9 protein-coding genes are annotated in these 11,878 nt (G+C 57.0%); 4 read left to right on the forward strand and 5 right to left on the reverse strand.

From position 1 onward, the window contains the following. Positions 1-2: 2 nt before the first annotated feature. On the reverse strand, positions 3-1,304 hold the full coding sequence (locus WC859_01400; protein MFA5974806.1) for an excinuclease ABC subunit UvrC: 1,302 nt from the start codon (positions 1,302-1,304) through the stop codon (positions 3-5). Positions 1,305-1,327: 23 nt separating this feature from the next. On the opposite strand from WC859_01400, the gene WC859_01405 reads away from it, so the two are divergent. Next, on the forward strand, positions 1,328-2,521 hold the full coding sequence (locus WC859_01405) for a hypothetical protein (protein ID MFA5974807.1): 1,194 nt from the start codon (positions 1,328-1,330) through the stop codon (positions 2,519-2,521). Here the strand turns inward: WC859_01405 and WC859_01410 are convergent. Next, positions 2,511-3,401 carry a hypothetical protein gene (locus WC859_01410; GenBank protein ID MFA5974808.1) on the reverse strand — a complete coding sequence of 297 codons (891 nt, stop codon included), beginning with the start codon at positions 3,399-3,401 and terminating at the stop codon, positions 2,511-2,513. The two genes, WC859_01405 and WC859_01410, sit on opposite strands and share 11 nt — an antisense overlap. After that, a complete protein-coding gene (locus WC859_01415) occupies positions 3,388-4,758 on the reverse strand; it encodes a hypothetical protein (GenBank protein ID MFA5974809.1) in 1,371 nt (456 codons plus the stop codon). The genes WC859_01410 and WC859_01415 overlap by 14 nt, the downstream gene beginning before the upstream one ends. Before the next feature lie 250 nt (positions 4,759-5,008). Here WC859_01415 and WC859_01420 point away from each other — a divergent pair, with 250 nt between their 5' ends. After that, positions 5,009-6,220 (forward strand): sodium:calcium antiporter, encoded by a 1,212-nt coding sequence (locus tag WC859_01420; GenBank protein ID MFA5974810.1) that lies wholly within the window; start codon positions 5,009-5,011, stop codon positions 6,218-6,220. On the opposite strand, the gene WC859_01425 is transcribed toward WC859_01420, so the two are convergent. Together WC859_01425 and WC859_01430 are read right to left on the reverse strand one after the other, a co-directional pair. Further along, on the reverse strand, positions 6,214-6,765 hold the full coding sequence (locus WC859_01425) for an isoprenylcysteine carboxylmethyltransferase family protein (GenBank protein ID MFA5974811.1): 552 nt from the start codon (positions 6,763-6,765) through the stop codon (positions 6,214-6,216). The two genes, WC859_01420 and WC859_01425, sit on opposite strands and share 7 nt — an antisense overlap. A gap of 20 nt (positions 6,766-6,785) precedes the next feature. Further along, positions 6,786-8,423 (reverse strand): NAD+ synthase, encoded by a 1,638-nt coding sequence (locus WC859_01430; GenBank protein MFA5974812.1) that lies wholly within the window; start codon positions 8,421-8,423, stop codon positions 6,786-6,788. Positions 8,424-8,709: 286 nt separating this feature from the next. Here WC859_01430 and WC859_01435 point away from each other — a divergent pair, with 286 nt between their 5' ends. Both WC859_01435 and WC859_01440 read left to right on the forward strand, forming a co-directional pair. Further along, on the forward strand, positions 8,710-10,557 hold the full coding sequence (locus tag WC859_01435) for a hypothetical protein (GenBank protein ID MFA5974813.1): 1,848 nt from the start codon (positions 8,710-8,712) through the stop codon (positions 10,555-10,557). Positions 10,558-10,721: 164 nt separating this feature from the next. After that, positions 10,722-11,876: a hypothetical protein gene (locus WC859_01440; protein MFA5974814.1), complete on the forward strand. Its 1,155-nt coding sequence runs from the start codon at positions 10,722-10,724 to the stop codon at positions 11,874-11,876. The last annotated feature ends 2 nt before the right edge of the window (positions 11,877-11,878 follow it).

An 11,878-nucleotide genomic window follows, 5' to 3' on the forward strand; every position in this document is an offset into this window, starting at 1 on the left:
CATCAGGGCAGGAAGCGTTTGGCGCGTCGAAGGCGATGGAATGTGACGGCAAAACGGTGGGCCTCGTCGCGAACACGCTGGAGCAGAAGCAGCGCGGCGGAGTCTTTGGGTAAAGAGACCGGTATGTCCTGATCCGGAAGAAACACCTCTTCTTCGCGCTTGGCCAGCGCGGCCATGGCCGGCAGGGGGCCTTTGCGGAGAGCCGACCGGATAGCGTTCCGTGCGGCCGAGAGCTGACCTTTCCCCCCATCGATCAGGATGAAATCAGGCAAGGGACGTTGTTCCGCGCGCAGGCGGCGGTAGCGGCGGCCGACAACTTCGCCCATGCCCGCGAAATCATCGATCCCCCGGACCGTTTTAATTTTGAATTTCCGGTACTCGCTTTTTATTGGGACGCCCCGTTCGAAGACCACCAGAGAAGCGACCGTCTCCACGCCTTGACTGTGCGAGATGTCAAAACACTCCAGCCGCAGCGGCGGCCGCTTTAGTTGAAGCGCCTGTTGCAGCTCGGTCACTGCGCGGGAGCGGTCCACCCGGGCCACCACGTCGTCCAGATGGATCTGCCGCACCGTAACCCGTTCGTCCATGTGCCGCAGGGCGGATAGATTATCCCGCAGTTGGGCGGCTCGTTCATAGTTTTGTGTTTGAGAGGCTTCCCGCATTTCCTCTTCCCAGGTCCCGATCAGGCGTTTGTATTTCCCCTGGAAAAAGAACGCCGCCTCCTGAGCGATCCGGCGGTAATCGTCTTTTGAAATGCGTCCCACGCACGGCGCCGGGCACTCCCGGGTGTGATAGTAGAGGCATCCCCTGGCTTTCTCAATGGGGAGCGGGTGGGCTTCCGAAAAGTCATAGCGGCAGGGGCGCAGCGGAAAAAATTTATGGGTCCAGAGGTATCGCAGCAGATGGCGGATCGAACCCGTGTTCGGGTAAGGACCGAAATAGTTGGAACCGTCCCGCGTTCGCTGGCGTGTCAGAAAAAGCCGCGGGAAATCCTCTTTTGAGGTGAGTTTGACGTAAGGGTAGGACTTGTCATCGCGCCACATCGTGTTGAAATGCGGCTGGAGGCGGCGGATGAGCCCTTGTTCCATGACCAGGGCTTCGCGTTCACTGGCGGTCGGAATGTAATCGATATGATGGATCGACGCCACCAGCGCGGAAATCTTGGGCGGGTGATCGGCATTCCTGGTGAAGTAAGAAGACACCCGTTTGGCCAGGTCCAGGGCCTTGCCTACGTAGAGAATGCGCCCGGTCTGATCGCGCATCAAATAAACGCCGGGTGAGTGCGGGATCGAGTGCAGATCCATAAAAGGTAGTATACTTCCAAACAATGCGATCCACTCTTCGGATGGGGCTTATTTTCGGGGGTCAGGCGCTGATCTATGGCGGATTATGGCTGCTGGCCAAACCGCTGCCCGGGCCCGGACGGCTGAATCTGGCGCTGGCGTTCGCGACCGCTTTCGTCATCTACCGCGGGCGCTGGCGTTCGTTTGATTCACCTCCGCAAATCGTGCTGGCGGCTCTTTCCGTGGCCTGTTTTCTGCTCAATCCCCTCTTTTTCTCTTACCTTCTCTGGACGCCGGACAGCGCGGCTCTTCGCGATGCCTTTTTATCGGTTGTGTTTTGCGGCGCCCTGTTCTGGCTGGATCACTGGTCTGTTCTGATGCGGGCTGCTTTTCTGGCGGTCTTGTTCGCGGCGGCTTTGTGGCTGGGCAGTGCCGTGGTGTTCTGGATTCCGGTCGCCTTTGTCCCCTGGGTTTTATTCAATCGGCGGCCACCGCTGGCGCTGGGGTGCCTGTTCATGATCGTCGGCGGAGGCGCGGGGCTCTATAGCCTGAGCTGGGGAATTTTGGATGTGCTGATCCGGGGCCACGCTCCCTGGCCGGGCCCTTTCTTCGGGGCGATCCACCAGGAGGTTGGGCGCTGGGCTTTAGCGGTTTTATCCTCCGGATCGCACAAATATATTTTTTCCGGTGCGCTCCTGTCTCCGCTGGGATTTGCCACGTGGCTTTTCTCTCTTCCGCTGGTTCTTCTGGTTGTTCTGGTGACCGGGGTCCGGTTGATCCCCACCTTCCAGAATCGCCGGGCGGATGCGTTAACGTTTCAAATCGTTCTGATCTGGACGATCGCGCTTTTCTGGTTTTGCGATCTTTACGCGGGAGGCCCGTTTCGGGACGGCGATCTGATTTCCTGCGTGGCCTTGACGGCTTCCCTGCTGGTCCGGGTTGTCGAAGCGCGGAATCTCATTCTCAGCCGCAGTATCCGGAAAATATTAGTTGTCAGTGCTGTGATTGCGCTGGGCGTCACCAGCCTCAGTCTCTATCACACGTCAGCCGCTGTGCCGCCGCAAACGCCCTGGTTGGGTCTGGGGCTGAGCCTGGCGGGGCTTTTCCTGGCCTTTCTGGTGTCTTTTGGCATGGTGTCCGTTCAAAAGGTGAATGCGGGACTACGAGTGTCAGCGATTTTGGTCGGGTCGTATCTGGGGTTTTGTTTCGGTTTCTTCAGTCAGTTCTTCAGGCCGTAGTCAGCCGTTTCATCCACCGGCGCCACCGGGAGGGCTCCGCCGGGTACACATCTTCCACGCACTGGATCCGGTCCACGCATTCCCGCATGCCTCTCAAGTTACGGCGGTTTCCTTCGAAGAGCAGCACATCATTCAATATGCGCTGACGCAGAGAAAATAAAAAGTCATAAGTTTTTTGAAGGTCCTGCTCAATTTGTCGTCGAAAGATTTCAAAAAGGACCGGAGATTCCTGGCTCCTTTTTTCAAGGGTGATGGTGGCTTTGTAGAGCCGGCCCACCAGATGCGTGGCGGCTTGGCGCAGGGCTTGTAACTCCGACTCCAGTTGATGCTCGGTCAGAGTCTCCTGATGGACGAACAGTTCTTCCGGTTGCTTGCGGGCGCGGGACATGAGAAGGGCGCCGGCCCGTTCAGCTGTTTTGTCTTCGATGGCGCGCAGGGCGGCGGTTCGTTCCCCCAGCCGTTCCTGCCAGGTTTTGAGCGCGTCATGTAGCATATTCCGGCGGCTTTCGAGCCGCATACCTATGTCATACAGCCGTTGGTTAAACGGCAGCGCGGTTTGCGCTGCACGCTCAAACCAGTTCAGCGTTTTCCCCAATTGCTTGACGTGTTCGCCGGATTCGATCAGGCCGTCCATGTGCGATCGCCATTCGTCGATGCGGCGGAGGCGTTCGGACCAGCGGGAATCGAGCGTGGCCTGGGTTGAAGCGATGGTTTCAAGACGGGAGTGTCGTTGCTGCTGGAGCCGGGTGCGGGCATCCTGAAGATCCTGCCGGGCATACAGGAATTCGTCCGTTTTCGCTTCACACTCCCGGCGGGTTTGACGGGTTTGTGTGCACCACGTATCGAGACGGTCGTCGAGAAAAGGACTAGCGACCGGCATACGAAGGATCGAAGGGAGATTCGGTCTGGTCCGAGGCTTCGCTGATGAGAACATCCAGAACCGCGACTTGATTCTCGAGAGATCGCAGGCATTGCTCGAGGGAATTCGAGGTCAACCGGCTGGGTGAAGGGGCCGGGGTGGTTTGGATCTGGGCGAATTGAAGCCGGAGATTCGCCAGTTGCATCTTTTGCCGGGCCATTTCCGCTGCCCATTGCGCCTGTTGTTCCTGGAGCCGTCTTTGCGTTTGCTGAAGCGTGTGGACCCAGACGGCCTTGTCTTGTGCCCACAACTGCTCAAAATGCCGTTTGACGGTATCCGCGGAGTGGGTTGACGCCGCGGTTTTTTCATGGGCCAGTTGTCCGCGAAGCTGGTCGATTTCTTTTTGTTGTTGATCGCGCTGGGTTAACAGGGGGGCGATGGTCGTTTTTTCCAGAGCCCATTGCGCGCGGAGTTTTTCAAATTCTTTCTGCTGGCGTCCTCGATCCGCGAGGAGGGAGGCGGTGGCTGTTTTTTCCTGCAAAATTTGTTCGTGAAGTTGATTGACTTCTTTCTGGTGGCGTTCCCGTTCCGCGATCAGCGTGGCCGCGGAGGTCTGCTCCTGCGCCAGTTGTCTGTGAAGCTGGCCGAACTCCTTCTTGAGTTGTTCCCGTTCGGTCGTCAGCGTAGCCGCGGAGGTCTGCTCCTGCGCCAGCTGTCCGCCAAGTTGATCGAGCTCCTTCTGGAGCTGTTCACGTTCGGCGGCACGAGCGGTCTTTTCCTGGTGCAGTTGTTCGTTCAGCGCGTGGTTCTCGTTTTGGATCTGCTCCCGCTCGGCCGCCAGCGTTGCCCCTGTTGATTTTTCCTGATCCAATTCCTTTTGCAGTTGGTCGTGCCCGGCGGCCCGCACCGCGTGCATTGCTTTTTCCTGCTCGAGTTGATCCCGAAGACCCTGAAGCTCCCGCTGCAGTTGTTCGCGTTCAGCGGTCCAGGTGTTCTGCTGATTCTCAAATTCGGTTAAGCGGCGCTGCGTTTCACTGTTCCATAACAGTTTATCCCGCTGCCAGGCGTCATCCAGTTGGTTGAGCGCCTGCACCGCGTTCCGTTCGGTCTGGGTCAGTTGATTTTTAAATTGGTCTTCGAGTTCTTTGAATTTTTGTTCAAAATTCTGTTGCTGTGCCCGCCACTGGTCCTCTTCCTGCGACCAGTTCTGCTGCTTGCTTTCAAGCTGCATCTGGAGCTCTTTCTTTTCTTCGGCCAGGGTCGCTCGCCAGATGCCCATGGCCTGGTCCAGCTCCCGTTGGATGTTTTCCTGATCAGCTCGAAGTTGATCGATGGTCTTGGAAAGGTCCGCGACGGCTGGGGAGGTTTCGGTAATCATTGCGCTGACATTTAGTCTAAGAATTTCCGTCTGTGAAGTCAATTTAAAAAGGGTATAAAGGTCTCCCTCTTTTTTACCCTCACCCCAGCCCTCCCCCTCTGCAGGGGGAGGGAGTGCCAGATTTTCTACGGGGATCGTCCCCCTCTCCCTGTTGAGGGAGAGGGTCTGCCTGCCGGCAGGCAGGTCGGGGGTGAGGGCACGTGTTGTTAGAACTTAACTGATAAACAAAATCGTATAATTCCTGCGGCTTATGAATACCTCTGCACTCAAGAAGATGATTCCACTCGGGCTGGCCCTGGGGCTGTGCCTGCAGTGGATTTTTTTACGACAAATCGATCTGAATTGGTCAGCGCCCTGGCAACCGGTCCTTCCCGGGCTCGCGGTTTTTGGAGCCGCCTTCCTCCTGTCCTGGGCGGCTGAGCTGGCTCAGATGGACATCCCGCAGGCGCTGGCGCTGGCGTTTGTGGCGCTGGTCGCGGTTCTGCCGGAGTATGCGGTGGATATGTATTTTGCCTGGATTGCCGGAAAGGATCCCTCCTACATTCCATATGTGACCGCGAATATGACCGGAGGCAACCGTCTTTTGATCGGCGTCGGATGGGCCGCTGTTGTTTTCGCTTTCTGGTACAAGACCGGCCGAAAAGGAATCTCTCTTGAACCAGGGCACCGCCTGGAGATTTTCTCGCTCACCGCGGCAACGATCTATTCCTTCATAATCCCTTTTAAGAAAAATATGTCCCTGATGGATTCGTTTTTCTTGTTGATCATCTTCGCGGCTTATATGATTGCCGCGGCCCGTTCGCATATGGTTGAACCCGAACTGGGTGAAGGACCGGTGGAGTCTCTGTCCCGGTTGCCGGCACTTCCCCGCCGCATCGTCACACTCTTTTTATTTTTACTGGCGGGGTTCAGTATCATCCGCGCGGCCGGTCCTTTTGCGGAAGGCCTGCTGGCGACCGGAAAGCAGCTGGGTGTGGAGGAATTTCTGCTGGTTCAGTGGCTGGCGCCGCTGGCCTCCGAATCCCCTGAATTCATCGTGGCCATCCTCTTCGCGGTGAGGGGCAAGCCCAGCGCCGGCATCGGAACGCTCGTTTCCTCCAAGGTGAATCAGTGGACGCTCCTGGTGGGAATGCTTCCCATCGCTTACGCATTGTCTTCGCACGCGACGCATCCCTTGACGATGGATGCCCGGCAGGCGGAGGAAGTCCTGCTGACGTCTGCGCAGTCCTTGTTCGCGATCATTTTGTTGTGTGATCTGGAATTTTCGCTGTGGGACGGTGTTGTGATCTTCGTTCTTTTCGTCACCCAACTTTTCTTCACGAGTACGGCCCAGCGGCTGGCGTATTCCGGAGTCTACCTGGTGCTAGCCGCCGGACTTCTCGCCACGCGGCCCTCGCTCCGTCAGGGGCTGGCAACCACCTGCCGGGAAGGTTTCCGAAAAATCAACTTCTTCCGTCAATAAACGAAGGGAATAAAACGGCGGGTGCGGGACATGTACTGCCGGTAGGCTTCGCCAAAACGCGTCAGGTTTTCCTTCTCTTCCACCTTGGCCGTGGCAATCAAAGCGATCGTTACCACGAGCATGAGTCCAACACTCCAAAGGGATAGGTTTTTTAGTCCTGAACCCCACGCCAGATAAAGCAGTGACGCATACATTGGATGACGGATCCACCGATAGACGTCGGTGGTGACAAGTTGGGTAGTATTTTCAAATCCAAGGGTTGTGGCGTTCGGCGAGGTCGCGGCCACAGGCTTGCCGCGTTTGATGAGAAAGTAAAAACTGCAAATGGCCAGGACAAGCGACGTGATCAGAAATAGCCTTGCCAGAATTTCCATCCAGCCCCCCATGCCGAATCCCCAGAAAGCGGAGTTCATTACGATCAAAAAGAGGATCGCTTCAAATGCGAAAAAGCGGTAAAACCCGTGAACCGTTGGTCGAAGAAGTGAGCGTTTCGATAGCGTCAAAATGACCGCCGTCCCGAGAATAATGACAAGGATTTTGCTCATCTTTTCCTCCTGGTAAATTGTCAGGACCGAAAGTCGCCACGGGCGATAGGCATGCGGCGGCCGATGCCGAAGGCTTTCGGCGAGATGCGTAGGCCCGGCGGCGCCTGTCGCCGTTTGTATTCGTTGCGGTCGATCGTGGCCAGAACTTTTTCAACCAGCCGTTTCGGGTAACCCGTTGCGGCGATCTCCTCCACATCTTTCCCCTCTTCAACGTACGACTCGATAAGTGCGTCCAGAATATCGTAAGGCGGCAGGCTGTCCTGGTCGGTTTGATTGGGGCGCAGCTCGGCCGATGGCGGTTTTGTAAAACAGGGCTCAGGGATGACCGTGCGAGGCTTGTTGAGAAGACGGCCAAGTTTATAGACCAGCGTCTTGGGAACGTCCGAGATCACCGCCAGTCCGCCGTTCATGTCGCCGTACAGGGTGCAATAGCCCATGGAAAGCTCTGACTTGTTGCCGGTGGTGAGCAGAAGCATCCCGAATTTGTTGGAAAGCGCCATCAATTCCATGCCCCGTATGCGCGCCTGCAGGTTTTCTTCCGTCACATCTGCGGGACGTTTGCCAAAAGCCGGTTTCAAGGCCCGTTTAAATTCCAAGAAAATAGATGTAATAGGGATCGAAATCAGTTTAATGCCAAGGTTCTTAGCAAGGGACCTCGCGTCATTAACGCTGCCCTTGGAAGAGAAGGGCGACGGCATGGATACGCCCAGTACATTTTGAGCGCCCAGAGCCTTCACCGCTAACGCTGCCGTGACCGCGGAGTCGATTCCCCCGCTCAATCCGAGCACCACTTTTGAAAAACCACATTTCCGGGTGTAATCACGCAGGCCAAGGATCAGCGCGTCCCGGACCTGTTTAATGTCCGAGTCTTCTGTCCATATCGCTTTTCCGCTGGCATTGGAATCAAAAATTAATAAGTCTTCTTCGAAGCTCTTGGCCTGGCCCAGCAGGCGGCCTTCGGCATCGACGGCAAAGCTGTTGCCGTCAAAGATGATCTCGTCATTGGCTCCAACCTGATTCACAAAGAAAAAGGGGCGCCGCGATTGTTGCACGTGGCGGCGAACGAGGTCCAGCCGTGTGCGGGTCTTGCCGCGATGAAAAGGCGAACTGGAGATGTTGATAAACAGATCAGCCCCCTGCCGGTGCTGATGTTGAATGGGATCGGCCGAATAGGGGCGGCGCGGCCAGAAAGCCGCGTCGTTCCACATATCCTCGCAGATGGTCAGACCCATCGAATGGCGCAAAAAAGGAACCGGCGCGTTCCGGTCGGCACAGGCGAAGTACCGGGTTTCATCAAAAATATCGTAGGTCGGCAAAAGCATCTTGTGGCGTACGGCAATAACGTGTCCGCGGTGCAGGAGCGCCACCGCGTTGCAGAGCGGGTTTCCCGTTTTTTTTGGGTTGTCGTCAGCAAATCCGACGATCATGGCCGTGTGCCGGGTCTGCCGGGCGAGATCCTGTACCGCTCTCTGGTTTCGCTCGATGAATTGGTGGTGATCCAGCAAATCGCGCGGCGGATAACCGGTAATGGAGAGTTCTGGAAAAACGACCAGGTCGGCTTTTCGCGCGGCCGCGCGTGCCGCAAAGGCCTGAATGCGGCGCACGTTCCCGACGATATCTCCGACAGTCGGGTTGATTTGGGCCAGAGCGATTTTCACGGTGAAGAAATTATACGAAAACAGACGTCGAAAGGGGGATGTATCAAGATTCAGATTTCACTTGCAATTACGGCGTGTTTCCTATAGGAAAATATCGCGCCCTTCGACTTCGCTCAGGGCTATGGTGAGTGGAGTCCTTCGACAGGCTCAGGGTGCTGAGCGAAAGTCGAAGCACGGAGCGGAATCGAACCATGCCCTTCGACGTTGCTCAGGGCTATGGTGAGTAGAGTCCTTCGACAGGCTCAGGGTGCTGAGCGAAAGTCGAAGCACGGAGCGGAATCGAACCATGCGTTATTGGATCTATTGGAATGATCTTGTCCAGGGGCCCTTTGAACTGGACGAACTGGTTTCACTGCATTCCTTCAGTGTTGATCTTCTGGTCTGCATGGAGGGCCGGCTGGAATGGCTGCCGGCCAATCGTATCGCCGAGCTGGCGCCGTCGATTGAGTTGCTGAAAAGCCGGAGTTATCCGCCGCCCTTGCCTCCGCCTCCTCCGACGCAAGCCCCCGCGGTGGAGCCTTTGCAGGGTGAATTTTTCAGCAGTCCCCCGGAGCAGCAGAGTCTCTTTTCTGATTTAAGTCATGACGACAGTGAACTCTACTCGTATTGCCCTCCGAGGATGGATCACGGGTCGTCTGCGGATAACGTCTTCGCCACGGTGACGATGCCCATTCGATTTGTCGGGCAACTGATCGCTACGGGCGATCAGGTCGCCAGACGTCTGGCGACCGCGCCTCAGGAAGCGCCGGTGATCGAGCCGGTCCGAGCCCCTCTCGAGATTATCGAAGCCCCCGGCGTCGAGCCGGTGGCCGCCCCGGCCGTGGAGGAATCCCCGGCTCCGGCGATCGTCCCCGAAGAAGAACCGCCGCCTCTTCAACTATCGGCCGCTCCCCGGGTGGAAGCCATCGCTCCTCCGGTTGAGGAGGAGGCTCCTCTCCCGGCAGAACTCCCCGTCCAGGAGTCTCCGCAACCGGCCGCGCCGGTCGAGGAACCCCCGCCAGCGCGCCCCGCCATTCCTTTACGCGTTTATCCGGAAGAACCCGCGGCCCCCGCGCCGGATGTTCCGGTTCCCAGTATCCCCGAAGAACGTCCTCAACATGCCGCAAAAGAAAGAGCCGCGATTGTCAGCGCAGGAATTCTAACGCCGGAGTCAACGCCGTCCCGGCCATGGCAATGGATTCCATGGGTCGTTGGCGCTCTTGTATTTTTGAGTTTGATCGGGAGCTTTTCGTATTGGATGATGGATCATTTTTCGTCCCGTTCAGCGATTGCAGAAGCGACTCGCCAGATGGCAACCGTTGTCGCACCAGCGCCCGTTCCTGCTCCCGTCGTTCAACCGCCCGTTGTGCTGGTTAAAACACCCGTCACGCGGAAAGCGGCTCCGGCGCCCCAGACTTCCAAACCTAAACAGGTTGCGCCAAAGCAAGTGTCGCCCAAGCCGGCGGTCCCTAAGCTCACAGCGCCTGTTGTGGCCGCCTCTCCGACTCCTGCGCCGGCGGCGACCCGTGCGGATCTTTGGATAGGCCGACAGATGGAAGCCATCAGCCTTGTCATGAATTACCCCCTCTTTAACAAGAAGCGCACCATCGGCAGCCATGCGAAAGCCCTGTTGGATGAAATGCACGAAAAAGAGTTGTTGCATGCCGCGGACACCGGAGAACGATTATACCTGCCGGATAAGCTGTCCTGGTCGTCCTTGCGTGAAGAGGGATCGATCTACCGCGTGTACCTGAATTTTTCAGCGCAACGCGCCAATGGCGAACGCGTCCAGACCAATTCGTATCAGTTCCGGGTGGATTTAAAGGACCATCGTGTGATGAGCGATGACAGCGCCGCGCGCCAGGACTTTTTGCAAGCCCCTTCCCCCGCCGCTCATGTCAGCAACCCGATGGCCAACGATATCGAGTCGATCCTGAGCGCGGTGGACCTGATGAATAAACAGAAGCTGCGGATTTTGATTGGAGGCAAGGGCCGAAGCAAAAATGAACGGAAAAATCGGCAGACCGCCGTCGATACGGCGCAGGCCAAAGTGCAACGAACCCTCGTTTATTTTCGAACGCGATATCCCGAGAAAATACTTCAAAATATTGCCCGGGCTTATCTCTTTTCGGCGTTACTGAATGCTCATGGATAACTCGAAAGACGTCATCCCCGAGTGCCCCTGTCGGGGATCCATGGATTCCCTGCACCGTCCACCCGCTGAATCAAACGGTCGGTGCGGCCCCGTCAATGAGGACATCGACAGGGGGTCGGGGCTGCTAGCGACCGCAGGGAATGACGAAGGTAGGGTGTTACGAAATGGCTAGGTACTGGGTTTATCTCAACGATCACGTGGTCGGACCTTTCGATGTGGAACAGCTCATCCGGCTGCGCGGTTTTTCACGTCAAACACAGGTCTGCATCGACGACCATTCCGGAAAACCCGGGACATGGATCAGTTCATTCGAGATCCCTGAACTCGCGCACATTTTCAAGGCGGCCGGCGAATGGAGCGAGTCAATTCCAGCGCCTGCGCCAATCCCCCGGCAGGCTCCGAAGCCTCCGGTGTCCCGTCCCGTGCCTCGACCGGCTCCGGCAATGATTGCGTCCAGACACCGGCAAACGCATGGGGGTTGGTTATGGCTTATCCCCCTGCTGGCTGTTCTGGCGGCGGGTGGATGGGCCTGGTTCCGTTATCAGGACCAGCGGGCGCGGCGCAACGATCAGATTCTGGCTCAACAATTAGTGGAAACCACTCTGCTCCCGAAGGGTAGCCTTTACGGTTGTTTGCGGGATTATCTGGCGGAAAAGCGTCTGCAACGCCGTTGGGATTTTGAACGGACTCCAACCGGCTTATGGAACGCCTCGGTGTCGGTTTACGGAGGCCCCAGTGCCATGACGCTCTATGCGTTTGAAGTCAACCTGCAGGCGCAGACGGTCCGGCCGCTGAATACCGCGGCGGCTCATTTGCTGGCCGAGGGATTTCGGTCACCGGTTTCCACTTCGATCAAGAAACCTCCGTCTCCGCCGGCTCCTTCGCCCGTGGAACGGAGCAAGGCGGGTTTAACGGCTTATCAGAAGTCGATTGAAAAAGGCGACTTTGCGGAGGTGTGGCGAAGCTTCAGCGACCATAAGCGTTCTGAAATGCTGAAAGCTGGGATCAGTCAGGACGGTTTTGTCCGCGTGCAGTCCCTGACGCACGGGCTGGAGTCCGGACTTCACTACACGCTCTTGAAAACCAAACAGGAATCTGAAAAACAGATACTGGTTTTATGGCGTCAGAGCCAACCCAACCACCCCGACCTTTTCCTGAAACAACTCTGGGTATTCGAAAACGATGAGTGGAAGCTGGAAGACGAACAAAAACGGTCGGCGGAAACGACGCCATCGCCTGCGGCGAAACCCCCGTCGTCAAACCAAGCCCCTTCTCCGTCCAAACAGCCGCTTCTTTCTTTGCCCGGCCTGTCAAATTAATT

The sequence above is a fragment of the Elusimicrobiota bacterium genome, from assembly GCA_041660185.1.
Taxonomy (GTDB): domain Bacteria; phylum Elusimicrobiota; class Elusimicrobia; order 2-01-FULL-59-12; family 2-01-FULL-59-12; genus JBAZWU01.